Annotated in this window: 16 protein-coding genes and 1 pseudogene; 7 read left to right on the top strand and 10 right to left on the bottom strand. The window is 69.2% G+C overall.

The window, feature by feature from the left end; genetic code table 11:
• Positions 1-7 precede the first annotated feature (7 nt).
• Together ACJ8AN_RS38045 and ACJ8AN_RS38040 are read right to left on the bottom strand one after the other, a co-directional pair.
• Positions 8-406 (bottom strand): hypothetical protein, encoded by a 399-nt coding sequence (locus tag ACJ8AN_RS38045; protein ID WP_407760513.1) that lies wholly within the window; start codon positions 404-406, stop codon positions 8-10.
• A gap of 13 nt (positions 407-419) precedes the next feature.
• Positions 420-878 (bottom strand): hypothetical protein, encoded by a 459-nt coding sequence (locus ACJ8AN_RS38040; protein ID WP_407760512.1) that lies wholly within the window; start codon positions 876-878, stop codon positions 420-422.
• Between the two features lie 94 nt (positions 879-972).
• Between ACJ8AN_RS38040 and ACJ8AN_RS38035 the strand changes: the two are divergent.
• A pseudogene (locus ACJ8AN_RS38035) lies at positions 973-1,134 on the top strand (IS3 family transposase); the annotation flags it as partial.
• A gap of 71 nt (positions 1,135-1,205) precedes the next feature.
• Here the strand turns inward: ACJ8AN_RS38035 and ACJ8AN_RS38030 are convergent.
• The 7 genes from ACJ8AN_RS38030 to ACJ8AN_RS38000 form a co-directional block, all read right to left on the bottom strand.
• On the bottom strand, positions 1,206-2,015 hold the full coding sequence (locus ACJ8AN_RS38030) for a hypothetical protein (RefSeq protein ID WP_407760511.1): 810 nt from the start codon (positions 2,013-2,015) through the stop codon (positions 1,206-1,208).
• A 36-nt stretch (positions 2,016-2,051) separates the two neighbouring features.
• The gene (locus tag ACJ8AN_RS38025) at positions 2,052-2,489 is read right to left on the bottom strand and encodes a hypothetical protein (protein WP_407760510.1); all 438 of its coding nucleotides are present in this window, start codon (positions 2,487-2,489) and stop codon (positions 2,052-2,054) included.
• A gap of 179 nt (positions 2,490-2,668) precedes the next feature.
• Positions 2,669-3,121 (bottom strand): type I restriction-modification system subunit M N-terminal domain-containing protein, encoded by a 453-nt coding sequence (locus tag ACJ8AN_RS38020; RefSeq protein WP_407760509.1) that lies wholly within the window; start codon positions 3,119-3,121, stop codon positions 2,669-2,671.
• 33 nt (positions 3,122-3,154) lie between these two features.
• Complete coding sequence (locus ACJ8AN_RS38015; RefSeq protein ID WP_407760508.1) at positions 3,155-4,417, bottom strand: hypothetical protein; 1,263 nt, start codon at positions 4,415-4,417, stop codon at positions 3,155-3,157.
• A 173-nt stretch (positions 4,418-4,590) separates the two neighbouring features.
• On the bottom strand, positions 4,591-5,184 hold the full coding sequence (locus ACJ8AN_RS38010) for a DUF2378 family protein (RefSeq protein ID WP_407760507.1): 594 nt from the start codon (positions 5,182-5,184) through the stop codon (positions 4,591-4,593).
• A 93-nt stretch (positions 5,185-5,277) separates the two neighbouring features.
• On the bottom strand, positions 5,278-6,918 hold the full coding sequence (locus tag ACJ8AN_RS38005) for an AMP-binding protein (protein ID WP_407760506.1): 1,641 nt from the start codon (positions 6,916-6,918) through the stop codon (positions 5,278-5,280).
• 78 nt (positions 6,919-6,996) lie between these two features.
• Positions 6,997-8,757: a hypothetical protein gene (locus tag ACJ8AN_RS38000; protein WP_407760505.1), complete on the bottom strand. Its 1,761-nt coding sequence runs from the start codon at positions 8,755-8,757 to the stop codon at positions 6,997-6,999.
• A gap of 116 nt (positions 8,758-8,873) precedes the next feature.
• On the opposite strand from ACJ8AN_RS38000, the gene ACJ8AN_RS37995 reads away from it, so the two are divergent.
• The 4 genes from ACJ8AN_RS37995 (at position 8,874) to ACJ8AN_RS37980 (ending at position 11,916) form a co-directional block, all read left to right on the top strand.
• Positions 8,874-9,566 carry a glycosyltransferase family 2 protein gene (locus ACJ8AN_RS37995; RefSeq protein ID WP_407760504.1) on the top strand — a complete coding sequence of 231 codons (693 nt, stop codon included), beginning with the start codon at positions 8,874-8,876 and terminating at the stop codon, positions 9,564-9,566.
• A 2-nt stretch (positions 9,567-9,568) separates the two neighbouring features.
• Positions 9,569-9,946, top strand: coding sequence for a DUF2304 domain-containing protein (locus tag ACJ8AN_RS37990; protein WP_407760503.1), 378 nt, complete (start codon positions 9,569-9,571; stop codon positions 9,944-9,946).
• Between the two features lie 266 nt (positions 9,947-10,212).
• Entirely contained in the window at positions 10,213-11,298 is a 1,086-nt protein-coding gene (locus ACJ8AN_RS37985; protein ID WP_407760502.1) for a BON domain-containing protein, read from the top strand.
• 39 nt (positions 11,299-11,337) lie between these two features.
• Positions 11,338-11,916 (top strand): BON domain-containing protein, encoded by a 579-nt coding sequence (locus ACJ8AN_RS37980; protein WP_407760501.1) that lies wholly within the window; start codon positions 11,338-11,340, stop codon positions 11,914-11,916.
• Positions 11,917-11,948: 32 nt separating this feature from the next.
• Here ACJ8AN_RS37980 and ACJ8AN_RS37975 read toward each other — a convergent pair whose 3' ends face one another.
• Positions 11,949-13,631, bottom strand: coding sequence for a R3H domain-containing nucleic acid-binding protein (locus tag ACJ8AN_RS37975; RefSeq protein ID WP_407760500.1), 1,683 nt, complete (start codon positions 13,629-13,631; stop codon positions 11,949-11,951).
• Between the two features lie 201 nt (positions 13,632-13,832).
• On the opposite strand from ACJ8AN_RS37975, the gene ACJ8AN_RS37970 reads away from it, so the two are divergent.
• A complete protein-coding gene (locus tag ACJ8AN_RS37970) occupies positions 13,833-14,309 on the top strand; it encodes a hypothetical protein (RefSeq protein ID WP_407760499.1) in 477 nt (158 codons plus the stop codon).
• 101 nt (positions 14,310-14,410) lie between these two features.
• Entirely contained in the window at positions 14,411-15,256 is an 846-nt protein-coding gene (locus ACJ8AN_RS37965) for an alpha/beta fold hydrolase (protein ID WP_407760498.1), read from the top strand.
• Positions 15,257-15,260 lie beyond the last annotated feature (4 nt).

Here is a 15,260-nt window from a genome sequence, read left to right as displayed (position 1 = left end):
GAGCATCTCACTCTGATTCTGGGGGATATTTCTTCATCAACTCTTCCGGCAGGGGGCTCCGGAGAAACCTCAATCCTGGCCCCTTGCGCTCGGGAATGACTCGAAAGCCCTCGCCAGCGATCCTGACCCGCTCGCCCTCTTGGGCCTTGCCACTTGCAAGCCAGCCGTCCGCCTCTTCTCTCGTCGCGAACGTCTGAGCGACGACGATGTAATCAATGGCGGGGGTATAGAACGAGCGAAAGAATTCGCGGTAATCCTCCAGCCGCTGCTTTTCACGGACGTAGAACAGCGCCACCGCCGCAATCCGGAGCGCTTCGTCTTCCGGAGAGCCTTCTGGGTACTTCTCGTTCACGGTGCGCAGGAGGTCGAGCACGGAGTCGACGTCGAAGTTCGGATTGTATTTCATTGTCGTATCCAGACTAAAGGGCAAGAGGAGCCAGAACCAGCGCACCAGCACCACCCGTCGCGAGGACGAAGGAGACTCCGGCGACAACGACTACGGTTCCAATCGCCACCTCGGCCTTGTGCTCCCGGATCCACGCAGCCGCCTCACTCATGCCCGAGAACTCGAGCTTCTTTCCTCTGCTGCGCGCCGCTTCCTCCTGTTCCTCTTCGCATTTTGCGAATTCCTGGCTGCAATCATGCTCGCAGCGCTCGAGGTACCATCCGCTTTGTTCTTTGTTGTGGGGGTAGGGCCAGTTCTTTTTGTTCCAGCACCTTCCCACACACTCCTCGTGCTCTTTCTGGCAATCATGACCAGAGCCCCCACTCGCGAGCGAGGTGCCGACACCCTCCGTACTCTCGGAAATGACATAGATTCTAGACTCTGGCCGTTGCACGTGGGTACACCCGGCACACGCCATTGCCACGGCCGTCATCACCGCAGTCCATCTCACTTCGCCACTTCCTCGCACGCTGGAGAGCCCGGGCAAGTAGTGCCTCCCAGGCCCAGCTTACGAGTCAGGGGGCACTCTCGTCTACACCACCGACTTCGCCACGCACGAACAGGCCCGGCTGGCCCTCTTCGAATACATCGAGGTCTTCTACAACCGCCAGCGGCGGCACTCTTCGCTGGGCTACGTCAGTCCCGTGGATTTTGAGCTTGCGGCCTTACCGCAAAAGTTGGCAGCATAACCCTACTGTCCACGTAACCGGGGCAAGCCCACGCGGGCCATTCGGACTGGAGAAAGGCGAAGTGGCTCATGTCACGGCGCTCCGGTGTTCAATTCCTGTGGCGTAGGGATGCGGATCAGCACGCGCAGAGCCCTCAAACGATTGTACCCCACGGAGTAGAGCTCGTTACCGATGGCGACCACCTCCGGAGGCGGGGGCTCGGGTTGCTTCGCCAGCCATGCATCCGCCTCTCCCTGGTTCGCGAAGGACTGGAGGGGGCTCGAGGTCCGGGAGGAGTGGACGGTCTCCCGGTACTCTTCGAAGCCATGGTACTCGCCCACCTCCATCACGAAATTAAAGGCGATCTTGGCGGCCCTCATGGCCTCGAGTTCCTCGGGGGACGACATACGCTTCTCCATCTCGTAGAGGTGGAAGCAGGTCCAATTGAAGAAGTCGAAGAAGCTGAACCGCGTGCCGTGGCTCGGATGGGGAGGGCTCAACACTTCCTCTGCCGCCTCTTCTTCAGTCTCCTCCCCGGCCTCCTCCATTCGCGCATACTCTTCTTCCGAGGGAAGACGAAGCAACTTCCGGTGGTCGAGCTCGCGCAAATACGAGAGAGAGTAGCGAGCACCCGCTGCCCCGATGGTGGCTCCGTGGGGCGGGGCGGGGTGATTGCGCAGCCAGGTATCGGCTTCTTCCTTCGTCGCGAAAGAGAGAACGGGAGGCAGATGCGTGTTGAAGTTCTTGAGATAATCCGAGAACGCACCTGTGTCCCCTCTTCCCATGATGAAGTGGAGTGTGAGCCTGGAATTCTCGAGCGCGGCGTGTTGCTCCGAGGTGGATGCATACCGCTCCACCGCATGAAGCTGGCTCAGGGTGCTCGTGATGAGATCGGGGTTCATCATGTACTCCGGCGCGCCGAAGGGCGCGCCCCTCTTTCAACCTGCGACGAGCACCACGGGTGCCAGGACGACGGCTCCCGCACCTGCGGAAATGGTCACGAATGCGACGCCAGCGATGACGACGATCGTGCCAACGAGGAGCTGCTCGCGGTTCCGCTTGAGCCATTCGACCGCGTCATCCACCGCGGTGAATTGCAGGCCACGCGCCTTCTGCAGCTCCAAGCAATCCTGGTATTCATCCAAGCATTCTCTCTCGCAGAATCTCTTCTTGCTGCCGTCCGCACGTGTGATGTGACTCTGATGGGAAGGGAGCCTGCGCTTCATGCAGTCCTGGACGCACTCGATCTGCTCCTGGTCGCAATCCCTGGGACGACGTGAAGCGAGCACGATGCGTCCAGCCTCGCTGCCATTACTGAATGAATGGACATCCGGCGAGAAATCGAGTTCGGTAGCACGCTGCCAAGAGTGGCTCACTCGGCCATCCGGTTCTTGCCTTATGAGGAGCACGAAGTCGGGGAGTTCCTCGGCGTGAGGGGGAGTGACGTAGCGCGTACTCCCGCAGGCCAACAGCAAAAGGACAAGGACTGGCGCAAGCAGGCTATAGCCAGACGTGCAGCCTTTCTTGGAGTGAAGCACTGTTGGAGGGAGTGCGGTCACAACTCTCCCCGAAAGGCACGGTGTTGGAGGACGGCAAAGAGTACATCCATCTCTACCAACGAAGCTCGCTGAGCCGATTTCAACTTCTCCACAGCCGCGACGCGGCGTTCGAACTCGCGCTGCAGCTCAATCGGCGGCAGCACAACAGGCGTCTCGGACAACTGCTTGATATTCAGGGTCGGCTGAGCGACCGTACGCAACTCACCGGTAAAGTAACGGCGCTCCAAGGGGCGCTTGAGGCGGGCGACCTTGTTCTCCTCCAGCGTCTGCAGGTCGTCCAGCCGGCGCAGGAAGAGCAGGTAGGTGATCTGCTCGATGATTTCGAGGGGATTGGAGATGCCGCCGGACCAGAAGGCGTCCCAGATGCGTTCAATTTGGTTGCGAAGTTCGCCGGTGAGCATGGATGTGGCCGTGGTGTGCCACAGCCCGCCCGCGTAGCCAAGGTACACGGAGGTGATCTTCCGGAATGACCCTCAGCACCGTCACGCCGCGGCGGCGTGGTCCAGCGAGCGCCACGTCCCCAGCGCCCAGTCCTGCTCCTCCGGGTCATCGAAGCTCACCACGCACAGCGCCCGGTGCGTCCCGGACTCGCACAGCGCCGTGAGCCGGCACTCCCCCGGCTCCACGTGCAGCGTCGCCCGTCCACTCACCCGCTCGCCCTGGTACTGGAACTCGTACGGCATCTCCTCGTCGGGCCCCGGCGCAATCCCTCTCACGTCCTGCAATGGCACGAAACGCACGCTGCGCCGGTGGTCCCTCGCCACCCAAGTCCCGTCCGCCAGCTGTGTCTCCGCCAGCGAGCCGGGAATCCGGATCTCCCATCCCTCCGGCAGCGTCACCTGCACCTCCCCGCGCCGGTAGCCGAGCAGCGGCCCCGACGGCGCCTCCACCGCGCGCCGCGACACCTCCTCCGCCAACGTGCCCCCCACGCCCAGGTAACCCAATACCTGCTGCCACTCGCGCCACGGATAGGCCAGCTCCGGCTGCTCCCGCCACGCCGTCTCCAGCAGCCTCGCCACGTCCCGGAACAGGTGACGCTCCTCCTCGAGCAGCGGCGGCCGCCACACCATCTCCGTCCAGATGCGGCTGAGCGCCCGGCCCAGCTTCGTCGCGGCCCCCAATCCCGGCTCCCACCACGGGAAGATGTCCTGGCCCCGCCGTGGCTCCTCGTGCACCGCGCGCAGCCACGACTCGTCCCGCGGGCCCAGCGGCGTCAGCAGCGCGCCCGGGTACTGGAAGCCGTGCCCCACCCGCATCGAGAGCGTCGCCCCCGAGTGGCCCTGCTTGCGGAAGTCCAGCACCCGGCCCGCCATCTCCTTCAGCCAGGCGAGCATGCTCGGGGCGATGCCGCTCGGATCTCCCGTGTGGAAATACCCCGTGGGGTCCCCCACTCCCGCCACGGTGAGCGCCGGGTCCGCCCAGTCCACCTGGAGCGCGTCGCCCAGCGCATGGAGCAGATCGCACAGGTAGCGGTGATAGCCGGGCCCCACCATGGAGGTATTGCCGAGCACCACCACACGCCCCTGCCCGGCGGCGACCACCGCCACCTCCTCGGCGGCCGGGTGCAGGCGCAGGAACAGGATGGGACCCTGCGGGCCCTCCACCGTGCGCGAGCTCTCCAGCAACTCCTCCGCGGCCTCTCGCACCCAGCCCTCCACCCGCCGCAGCCACGGCCGGGGGGCCTCGGGCGCCGAGAAGAGCGACTCGCCTCCGTACCACCCCGCCAGCACCAGCTTCACTCCCATCGCATCCTCTCCTCCCCTCCCTCGAGCTGGGGCTCCATCTCCACGCAACGGGTGAGGCGGGTCGATTATGTCTCCACGGCGGGGGGCAGGCAGGCAACCGATATGGGGTGCTGGCCACGAGCGAGGAGTCCGGCGGGCGCTGCCTCCCCTTCCGGCCCGTGCGACGCGGGGCTTCAGGCCCAGCGGAGCTCGTAGTCCACGTCGAGCGGCGCCAGGCGGTGCCCCTCCACGTGGAGCTCCCGGGCCGTGGACTGCTCCATCGCGGCGATCAGCACGCCCTCGTTGTACGCCACGGGCAGGAAGTCCCGGCGCACCATCAGCCGCGCCCGCTGCTCGCCCACCCGCGCCACGGAGCGCTCGCCGTAACTCAACGAGGCCCGGTACGCGCTGGGGAAGCTCGACAGCAACCGGAAGGGCTCCGGGCCCGCGAGCGCCAGCATCGTCTTGCCCACGGTGGAGTGGAGGAAGTCCTCGGTGGCGCGCCGCCCCAGCTGGCGCAGCACGGCGTCGCGTCCCCCATGCTCCGGGCCGAGCAGCTCCGCGGCCGTGAAGACGCCCTGGAGGAAGTCCGCCACCGGGTAGCTGAAGAAGTCCACGAAGCGCTTCTCCCCGGCGGCCGTGAAGCACTTCGCCCGGGCCTCGTCACCGCCGAGCGTGCGCACGGCTTCGAGCAGCCCGTTGAAGAACATGCCGCGGCAGGTGTCCATGGGGGTGGTGAAGCTCAGCAGTTGCTCCAGCCCGGGGGCGGGCACGGCGGAGGGAGTCATGCGGAGGCTCCTGGGGACATGTCCGGCGGCGGCTCGCCTGCCCGCGGGACAAGGGGGGATTGTCATTAGACAGCAAAACCCCCGCCCCGCGCCTCAGGCCGTGCGAATCGCCGCCGCGCCCTCCAATCCCAACTCCACCACCGCCACCTCCCGCATCCGGAACTTCTGGATTTTTCCAGTCACCGTCATCGGGAACTCCTCCACGAACTTCCAGTAGCGGGGAATCTTGAAGGTGGAGATGCGGCCCGTGCAGAAGGCGACGAGCTCCTCCTGGGTGAGGCGGGCGCCGGGCTTCGTCTTCACCCAGGCCATCACCTCTTCGCCGTACTTCTCGCTGGGCACCCCAATCACCTGCGCCTCGCTGACGGCCGGGTGCGTGTGGAGGAACTCTTCAATCTCGCGCGGGTACACGTTCTCGCCGCCGCGGATGATCATGTCCTTGATGCGGCCGACAATCTTCACGTAGCCGTCCTCGTCCATGGTGGCGAGGTCCCCGGTGTGCATCCACCCGGCCGCGTCGATGGAGTTGCGCGTGGCCTCGGGGTTGTTCCAGTAGCCAAGCATCACGCTGTAGGCGCGCGTGCACAGCTCGCCGGGCGAGCCGCGCGGCACCACCGCGCCCGTGCCCGGGTCGACAATCTTCACCTCCACATGCGGGTGCACCCGGCCCACGGTGGACACGCGCTTGTCCAGCGGATCATCCAGCGAGCTCTGCGTGGACACGGGCGAGGTCTCCGTCATCCCGTAGCAGATGGTGACTTCACGCATGTTCATGCGCGACTGCACCTTCTTCATCACCTCGGTGGGGCACGGCGAGCCGGCCATGATGCCGGTGCGCAGCGAGGAGAAGTCGAACTCGCCGAAGCGCGGATGATCCAGCTCGGCGATGAACATGGTGGGCACGCCGTAGAGCGCGGTGCAGCGCTCGGCACCCACCGTCTGCATCACCGCGAGCGGCTCGAACGCCTCGCCCGGAATCACCATCGTCGAGCCGTGCGAGGTGCAGGCCAGGTTGCCCATCACCATGCCGAAGCAGTGGTAGAAGGGCACGGGGATGCAGACGCGGTCCTCCTGGCCCAGCTTGAGCGCCTCGCCCACGAAGAAGCCGTTGTTGAGGACGTTGTGGTGGCTGAGCGTGGCGCCCTTGGGGAAGCCCGTGGTGCCGGACGTGTACTGGATGTTGATGGCGTCGTCGAACTGGAGCGAGGCCTCGCGGTCCGTGAGCGTGCGCTCGCTCACGTGGGCGCCGTTCTTCAAGAGCAGCTCCCAGTCCTCGTCGAGCACCAGCGACACGCGCAGGTCCGGGCAGCGCGGGCGCACCTCCTCGAGCATCTTGCGGTAGTCCGTCTGGCGGAAGCCGCGCGAGAGCAGCAGCACGCTGGTGCCGGACTGCTGGAGCGAGTACTCCAGCTCGGCCGTCTTGTAGGCGGGGTTGAGGTTCACCAGGATGGCGCCGATGCGGGCCAGGGCGTACTGGGCCACCACCCACTCGAAGCGGTTGGGGGACCAGAGCCCCACCCGGTCCCCCTTCTCCACGCCGAAGGCCAGCAGGCCCAGGGCCACGCGCGTCGTCTGCTCCCAGAGCTGGCGCCACGTGGCGCGATAGCCCTGCGCGACGACGACGAGCGCCTCGCGATCGCCACAACGCTCGACGGTGCGGCGCAGGTTCTGACCGATGGTCTCCCCGAGCAGCGGGGTGGTGCTGGTGCCGTGGACGTAGGAAGGAGAGGACATGGCGGGAGATGATGTTCGCGAGCTGGCTCGGCTCGCAAGCACGTCCCCGCCCCCAGAGTTGCACGCAAGATTCGCGCGTCAGTCGCAGCGGTAGCAGAGCGTCCGCGAGCCGCTCGACACCCAGGGCGCGGCGTAGTCCCGGCACACCGTGTCGGGCCGGGCCTGGAGCGCGCGGACGGTGTCCACCAGGGGCGACTGGTTGTCCGCGGAGACCTGCTGGTAACGCGCCCAGTCATCCGGCGAGGCTTCCCAGAAGACGCACAGGCCCGGGCCCTGACGCACCCTGCCCTGGCTGAAGAGGGGCCAGTGCCCGTTGGCGGTGCCCCAGTCCTCGGGCACCCAGCCCAGCGCGACGTTGGTGAAATTCACCCGAGGCCACGAGGGGCTCAACAATCCCCCGAAGTGCTTGTCCCCGTCGCGCAGCACCTGGCGGATGAGTGCGGTGGCACCCCGGTCCTCCAGCGGCTCCATCCCCTGGAAGGGAGGCTCGCCCCTCACGCGCTCCCAGTAGCTCGGCTCGTAGGCCTTGTAGGCCCGGCCCCACCCGCGCGTCACCTCGGTGAGCCCGAGGGCGACGAGCACCGCCAGCGCCATGTCCCAGCGCCGCGCGCGCGGCAGGCCCGTCTGGAAGAGCGCGCCCACGCGGCAGCTGGCGGCGAGCAGGAAGGCGCACAGCAGCAGCACCACGCCGTGCAGGCCGTACTTGAGGAAGTAGTAGTCGATGGGCAGCCCCGCGCGCAGGTAGGCCCACTGGACGAGCGCGTTGACGCCGCCGAACAGCACGGCGAAGTCGAGCAACCGCCGCTCCACGGACTCCTCGCGCGGGGAAAGCCAGCGCACGGCGAGCAGCGCCACCACCGTCCAGCCCTGCACCCGCAGGGCGCGCTCGTGCGAGTGGGGCACCAGACCGCCGGACAGGTGCGCCAGGGGCAGCAGCCGCCAGTACGCGAACGCGGCGGCACCGAGCAGCCCCAGCCCCACCAGCCACGCTCCCCAGCGGTACCTCGGGCCGGACAAGCGGGTGCCCTCCACCGCGACGAGCACCCCGCAGGTGACGAGGAAGTCCGCGAGGTTCAGCCCGTAGGTGTACCGGTAGAACACCGTGAAGACGGCGAGCGCCGCGCACCGGCTCCACACCGACCGGGGCAGGCCATAGGCGAGCCACGCCAGCACGAGCGGCACCAGCCCGAAGAGATGGGGATAGAAGCCATCCGCCTGGTGGTAGTGCAGTAAGCGCAGCAGCAGGAAGGGCCACACCGCGGCCGTGGCCACGAGCAACCCCGCCTGCGCCGCCACCAGCGCACGGCCCGAGCGCCACAGCCGCCCGGCGGCGCACTCGAGGCCGGCGGCGAGCGCCACCGCGAGCACCGCGGGCACGAGGTAGAAGCCGGCGCGGAAGCTGGTGAAGGTGTCCAGGCCGAGGAGCCGCTCCAGCCCGTACGTCACCGTGTGGAAGAAGGTGAAGCCCTGGTAGGCCCCGGGCACATGGGAGACGAAGTCGGCCCGCAGCGCCGCGTGGTTGCCCGCGTCCCCTCCTCCCACCGAGACCAGGCCTCCCATGGCCGGGATGCCCAGCATCCGCCACGTCAGGCCCGCCACGGCCGCCAGGTAGAGCCCCTGCAGCAGCGCGAGCGGCGCATGCGTGGGCCACGGCCGCTCACGCGACACCACCCGCCACGTGATACCGGCCACCGCCCCGGCTCCCACGAGCGCTCCCACCCAGAGGGGCAGTCCCAGCGCCGCCCGCAGCACGCCCGCCAGCGCTCCAGGCAGCAGCCACAGGAGCACGAGCAACAACAGCGCCCCGAGCCCTCGAGGCTTCGCGTCGATGGTTTCCAACGGCCGCGCCGTATACCAGAGCGGAGGGTGTGTCGCATCTTCACGCACAGAGTGTCCGAGCGTCCGAGCTCCTTCCCTCTATTGCCCGAGGAGGATTTCTCGGCGACAAGGGGGCCATGGCAGGGACCCTCATCATCCTGCTGGCCTACAACGAAGAGGCCTGCATCGCGGACGTCGTGACGGAGCTGCACCGGGAATTGCCCGGCGTGGACGTGGCCGTAGTGGACGACGGCTCGCGCGACCGGACCTCCGAGCGAGCGCGGGAGGCGGGGGCCCACGTCCTCCGTCACCCCATCAACCTCGGGGTGGCGGCGGCCGAGTCCACCGGCCTGCTGTACGCGCTGCGCCACGGCTACTCGCGCGCGCTGCGCATGGACGGGGACGGACAGCATGATCCGCACAGCGTCCCCGCGCTGCTCGAGGCGCTGGAGAAGGGCGCGGAGCTGGTGGTGGGCAGCCGCTTCGCCGGGATGAGCAGCTTCCGCTCCACGTGGCTGCGGCGGCTGGGCAGCGGGCTCATCTCCCGACTGCTGTCGTCGCTGTGCCGCCAGCGGATGACGGATCCGACCTCGGGCTTCCGCGGCTTCGGCCCCCGGGCCATGCGCTACTTCTCCACCCACTTCCCCCATGACTACCCGGAACCGGAGAGCGTGCTGATGGCGTCACGGCAGCGCCTGCCCATCGTCGAGGTGCCCGTGAAGATGCGCGCGCGGCGCGCGGGGCAGAGCACCCTCACCGCCTGGCGGTCGACCTTCTACATGGCCAAGGTGTCCTTCGCGCTCTTCATGGAGCGCTTCCGGGCGGTGTGAGCATGATTCGTTCGAGCCTCATCGTCCTCGCCTTCTCGGCCGCGTTCGCCCTGGCCGTGCTGATGTCGGCGCGCCGCCGGCGCACGTCCGAGCACCACACCTTCAGCTGGCTGCTGGTCTCCGTGGTGACGGCCTCGCTCGCGCTCTGGCGCAATGGCATCGACGCGCTCGCCAGCGCGATGGGCATCTACTACCCGCCCTCGGCGCTCTTCCTGTTCGCGTGCGGCGGACTGCTCTGGCTCATCTTCCGCTTGAGCCTCCAGGTGGCCGAGCAGCGCAAGCAGATCCAACGCCTGGCCCAGGAGCTCGCCGTGCTGTCGGCGCATCGCCCCACCCCGGCGGAGGGCGGCTCCCCGGCGGCCCCGGGCTCGGCGGGCTGAGCCGGCCCGGGCGCGCCGCCGCTCGCGTTGCGTGCACGAGCCAACGCGCCAGGCAGACACCCCGCACCTCCCGACGGGGCCAGAGGCTTGCAATCAGTGGCCTCGGATTTCACCTCCCGACATATCCCGCGCGGAAGCCGTCCGGCAGTGGGCGGAGCCCTCCAACTTCGAGGAGGGAGAACCGGCCAACCACGCCTCCGCGCCCCCTTGCCGTGGGTGCGAGCCGGTACGACCCTCTGGGCGATCCACACCCCAAGGAGGCGGCGATGGCGGACAGGCGGCGGCATGGACTTGAGCGGCAGGGACTGGGCCAGGACCCGGAGCGCGGCACCCGGCGTGACGTCACGGAGCGCGGGCGGGACATGGGCCGCACGCGCGACACGCGCGGCGAGGACCGGGGGCCGGGCCTCGGCTACCGCGAGGAGGACCGGGACCGGGGCCGCTTCGGCGGGGGCGGAGGCATGCGCGGCAGCGGCTTCAACGACCAGGAGGCCGGCCGCTACGGCCGGGGCTACGAGTACGGCGGTGACGAGGATCGCGGCCGCTTCGACCAGGACAGCGACGAGGAGTACCACCGCTACGGCCTGATGAGGGGCGCGCCGGGCGTGCGCCGCGCCGGTGGCCCCGGTGAGGAGTTCGGCGAGGGCTTCTGGAGCGAGGTGGCGCACGAGCGGACCCGGGGCGACTTCAATCGCTACGGCGCCCGCGGCACCCCGCGCACCCAGCCCTATGACACCGATCGCTGGCACTCGGGCCAATACGGCCTGGGCGCCTCGGGGGACCCCGAGGACATGCGCCGCTACGGCTGGGGCGAGGGCTGGAGCCAGGACCAGGGCCGCGACACCGCGTTCGGCACGCGCGGCTACGGCGCCGACGACTACCAGCCGCCCCGCGTGCAGTCCTCGTTCATCGAGGCGCGCCCGCGCACCGGCTACTCCACCAGCCCCACACGCGACATGGACCGCGACATGGGCCATGGCGCCGGCCGCGGCGGCATGCAGGGGATGTATCCCTACTACGAGCAGTCCCCCGAGCTGCCCCGCCGTCAGCAAGGCCGCGGGCCGCGCAACTACCAGCGCTCGGATGACCGCATGCGCGAGGACATCTGCGAGCGGCTCATGCGCGCGTGGATGGACGCCGACGACGTGGACGTACGCGTGGAGAAGGGCGAGGTCACCCTCTCGGGCACAGTGAAGAGCCGCGACGAGAAGCGCGCCATCGAGGACCTGTGCGAGGACGTCCTCGGGGTGAAGGACGTGCACAACGAAATCCGCGTCGCCCGCGAGCAGCAGCAGGAGGAGCGGCGGGGCGAGGACCGGGGCTCGCAGCAGCAGGGCCGGACGCTGCAGTGAGGCGGCGCTCCACGCATCCGACAGGAGAGGAGTCCACGAATGGCACAGCGAGATGAAGACCTCTACGGCGAGCAGTCCCGCTACCCCGTGCGCGCGCGCCGCATGGAGCGCCCGGTGCGTGACGAGGGCACCCGCCGGGGCGAGCCGGGCCGTCCGGGCATTGGCCCGTACGGCGTCGAGCGCGGCTACAACCAGGGCGGCTACGCCGGGCTCGGCGCCTACCAGCGCGGCGAGCGCATCCGCAGCTACGACGAGAAGCTGGACCAGATGGAAGCCCGGCGCGGGCAGGGCCCTGGGCGGCCGCCGCGGGGCTACCAGCGCTCGGACGACCGCATCCGCGAGGAGGTGTGCGAGCTCCTCATGGACGGCCCCGTCGACGTGGGCAACGTGGAGGTCACCGTCAGCAATGGCGAGGTGACGCTGAGCGGCGCGGTGGAGAAGCGCTGGGAGAAGCGCACCATCGAGGACATCGCCGCCCAGGTGCGCGGGGTGCACGACGTCCACAACCGCGTGCGCGTGCGGCCCATGGAGGACAGGCCGGCGGCTCGCGAGTCCACGCAGCCACGCGAGGAGCGGCCGAAGGAGCAGAAGGGCGATCAGCCCCACATGGGCTCCTGACGGCCCGTCCTACCCCGGAGGGCGCGCCGGCCTCAGACCAGGCCCCCCGCGCCTTCCTCTTCCGCTTCCAGCTCGTGGTCGTGGCCCCGCGGCATGTCCACCAGCGCGCCGAGCGGGTAGATGATGAGGTGGCGCTGCGGCTCGCTGCCGTGGCTCACCGTCTCCAGGTGGTAGCGCGAGACGAGCCGGTGCTGCAGCTTGCGCAACCGCGGCGGCCTCGGGGCCAGGGGCACCACCACGCTCTCGCTCAGCACGCGCTGGATGGCGTGCTCGGCCTCGAGCACCGCCTCGCGCACCTGCTCCTCGTCCACGCCCTCGGCGATGAGGAAGATGTCGCGCAGCACCCGCCGCATCTCCGACGAGCTGTTGCGCTTGATGGCCAGCACGCGCGCTCCCGTCTTCTCGGCGATTTTGCGCAGCTTCGGATCATTGGCGCGCGAGCGCAGCGTGAGGACGACGTCCGCGTTCTCCAGGCGGCCCACCACGCGCGCGTCCGCGCCGATGTCGCGCAGCACTCGCTCGAGCAAGTCCCGGCTGGCCGCGTGGGCGTAGATGCGAGTGGTGCCCTGGCGCAGGCCGGGCTCGCGCCGGGCCGCCGCGGACACGGGCTCGTGCGAAGGTGCCTCGGCCCGGCCGGGCGGAGTGGCCCGCCCCGGCCGAATGGGACGGCTGGGACGGGTCGTCGGCAGGGGGGCCACCGACTCCGGCTCCTCCTTCACCTCCATCTGGCCCTCGACGAGCTGGCGCCGCTCGCCGCCCACGTTCTCGCCCGCCAGCAGCCGGTCCACCGCCTGGGCCGTGTCGCGGTGCACCAGCACCTCGTCGCGGCTCACCATCTCCACCACCACGTCGAAGGTGGGCGGGGCCCGGCGCTCGCTGATCGTCTTCTGGGTGCGGCGCCGCCGCGCCTCCTCGTCGCTGAGCGTGACGGTGTGCACGCCGCCGACGAGGTCCGACAGCGTGGGGTTGAGCACCAGGTTCTCCAGCGTGTTGCCGTGGGCCGTGGCCACCAGCTGCACGCCGCGCTCGGCGATGGTGCGCGCCGCGGAGGCCTCGGCCGAGGTGCCAATCTCATCGACGATGATGGCCTCGGGCATGTGGTTCTCCACCGCCTCGATCATCACGTCGTGCTGGCGGTCCGGCCGCGACACCTGCATGCGCCGCGCGCCGCCGATGCCCGGGTGGGGGATGTCTCCGTCCCCGCCAATCTCGTTGGAGGTGTCCACCACCATCACGCGCTTGCCGATGTCATCCGAGAGCACGCGCGCCACCTCGCGCAGCTTCGTCGTCTTGCCCACGCCGGGCCGGCCGAGCAGCAGGATGTTGAGCCCGCTGGCGATGAGGTCCTTGAGCATGTCGATGGTGCCGAAGATGGCGCGGCCCACGCGCAACGTGAGGCCCACCACCTTGCCCTGCCGGTTGCGGATGGCGGAGACGCGGTGGAGGGTGCGCTCGATGCCGGCGCGGTTGTCCTCGCTCACCGTGCCCACCTGCGCCAGCACGTGCTCCAGGTCCTTGCGGGTGATGGGCGAGTCGGACAGGCGCATCACCCGTCCGGTGAGCCGGGCCTCGGGCGGGCGCCCCAGGTCCATCACCACCTCGAGGACCTCGCCGGGGGGCAACTGCCGGACCGCGGCCTGCAACGGCTCAGGGAGGGTGCCCACGAGAAGTTGGAAATCGTCAGCGGGAACGGCCAGGGCGTCGCGTGCGCTCATAACGTGTCTAAAGGTGAATCCTTCCGAGGCGGGTTGCACGTGTCCCCGCGGCCGGGGGGCAGCGAGGCACCCGATGCTAGCGGGCATCCAGGGGCCCCGCCGCTCTCTCGTGACTGGGTGCGGACCCTGGTCCTGCATAGCTCAGCGGAAGGGGCTGGACTCGAGTCCACCTTGCCCGGCCCCACCCCGAGGAGTGACCCCATGGCCCGGTACGACAAGGACAGCGATATCCAGATCAACCCCACCACCACCACCCCCGACACGCACATCGACAAGCGCAAGGGCTCGATGAGCGTACGCGACGCCGCCGCGCTGGAAATCTCCCAGCAAGAGGTCGAAACCAGCATGCGCGGCACACCGGTGCACGGCTTTGGCAACGGCACCGGGACGGAGAAGCGGCACACGGGCACCGGCATGCCCATGGGCATGATGAACCTGGACATGCCCCAGCAGGGCATGGACGAGTCCATGACGCGCATCATCGACCAGCTCTTCCAGCTCCCCTTCCAGGCCCAGCTCAGCGTGATGCGGATGATGGCCTCGCGGGTGCTCGGCGCCATGGACGCGCGCGACCAGGAGATGTTCCTCAAGGAGCTGCGCATGGAGCTCGACAAGATGGCGGGCGAGGACACCCCCGTGGCCGGCCCCATGAACGAGCCCGACATCCAGGGCACGTGACGGCCTCCGCGGCGGTGTCCCACTCCGGCCGTGGGAGACGGGCCTCGCCTGGCAGCCAGGCCCCCCTTCCACCGTGACGCCGCACCGCGCACGTTGTGCGCATGGACCTTCGCGCCACCGGCCCCGCCCAGGCCACCTCGGCCCGGCCGCGGCGCCGAGGCGCGAGGCTCCGAGGGGAAAATCCACTGAAGCGGCCAGGACAGCCGCTCGTCACCGCGCGATGGGTGGAGGTGGAGGGCGTGCGCGCCCGGGTGCTCGAGGCCGGAGAAGGACCCGTGCTGCTGCTGCTCGCGAGCATGCTGGTGCGAGGCCGTACCTACCTGCCCCTCATCCGGAGGCTGGCGAGGCACTTTCGCGTCCTCACCGTGGAGCTGCCGGGCTCCGGGCGCTCGGCACGGGTGCGGCGGCCGTGGACGCTCTCGGCCTATGCGCGGTGGACGGCGCGCTTCGTGGAGCAGCTGCGGCTCGGGCGCGTGCTGCTGGTGGGGCACTCCAACAGCGGAGGCGTGGCGCTGCTCATGGCGGCCCGGTACGGCGCGAGCGTGGACAGGCTCGTGCTCGCCGACACCATCGGCGCCCGGAGGAAGCGCTCCATTCCCCGCGTGGTGGCGGCGCGGATGCTCGACGGACTGCTCGAGCTGGGGCTCGACCTGCGCGCCTGGTGGCACATCCTCTACAACGTGCTCCGCCACCCGCGCTCCTTCTTCCACCAGGTGAAGGTGGGGAGCCTGGCGGCGCTGCTCCACCGCGCGCCCCGGGTGCGCATGCCCACCCTGCTCGCGTGGGGACACAGGGACCACACCATGCCGCTGTCCTGCGCGGAGCGGCTGCTCACGCTCCTGCCGCGGGCCCGGCTGTACATCGGCGCCGGTAGCCACGACTGGCTCGTCACCGATTCACGGGAGTTCACCCGGGCCGTCCTCGAATTCGCCAGCACCCCGGCCTGAGACC

The organism is Archangium sp., from assembly GCF_045802675.1.
Taxonomy (GTDB): Bacteria; Myxococcota; Myxococcia; order Myxococcales; family Myxococcaceae; genus Archangium.
This window is presented reverse-complemented; position numbering and strand designations above follow the sequence as displayed.

Excerpts from the sequence above, each read along its gene's own strand:
- ACJ8AN_RS38045 (WP_407760513.1), bottom strand. The coding sequence starts at position 406 with ATGAAATACAATCCGAACTTCGACGTCGACTCCGTGCTCGACCTCCTG.
- ACJ8AN_RS38040 (WP_407760512.1), bottom strand. The coding sequence starts at position 878 with ATGACGGCCGTGGCAATGGCGTGTGCCGGGTGTACCCACGTGCAACGG.
- ACJ8AN_RS38030 (WP_407760511.1), bottom strand. The coding sequence starts at position 2,015 with ATGAACCCCGATCTCATCACGAGCACCCTGAGCCAGCTTCATGCGGTG.
- ACJ8AN_RS38015 (WP_407760508.1), bottom strand. The coding sequence starts at position 4,417 with ATGGGAGTGAAGCTGGTGCTGGCGGGGTGGTACGGAGGCGAGTCGCTC.
- ACJ8AN_RS38010 (WP_407760507.1), bottom strand. The coding sequence starts at position 5,184 with ATGACTCCCTCCGCCGTGCCCGCCCCCGGGCTGGAGCAACTGCTGAGC.
- ACJ8AN_RS38005 (WP_407760506.1), bottom strand. The coding sequence starts at position 6,918 with ATGTCCTCTCCTTCCTACGTCCACGGCACCAGCACCACCCCGCTGCTC.
- ACJ8AN_RS37995 (WP_407760504.1), top strand. The coding sequence starts at position 8,874 with ATGGCAGGGACCCTCATCATCCTGCTGGCCTACAACGAAGAGGCCTGC.
- ACJ8AN_RS37990 (WP_407760503.1), top strand. The coding sequence starts at position 9,569 with ATGATTCGTTCGAGCCTCATCGTCCTCGCCTTCTCGGCCGCGTTCGCC.
- ACJ8AN_RS37985 (WP_407760502.1), top strand. The coding sequence starts at position 10,213 with ATGGCGGACAGGCGGCGGCATGGACTTGAGCGGCAGGGACTGGGCCAG.
- ACJ8AN_RS37980 (WP_407760501.1), top strand. The coding sequence starts at position 11,338 with ATGGCACAGCGAGATGAAGACCTCTACGGCGAGCAGTCCCGCTACCCC.
- ACJ8AN_RS37975 (WP_407760500.1), bottom strand. The coding sequence starts at position 13,631 with ATGAGCGCACGCGACGCCCTGGCCGTTCCCGCTGACGATTTCCAACTT.
- ACJ8AN_RS37970 (WP_407760499.1), top strand. The coding sequence starts at position 13,833 with ATGGCCCGGTACGACAAGGACAGCGATATCCAGATCAACCCCACCACC.
- ACJ8AN_RS37965 (WP_407760498.1), top strand. The coding sequence starts at position 14,411 with ATGGACCTTCGCGCCACCGGCCCCGCCCAGGCCACCTCGGCCCGGCCG.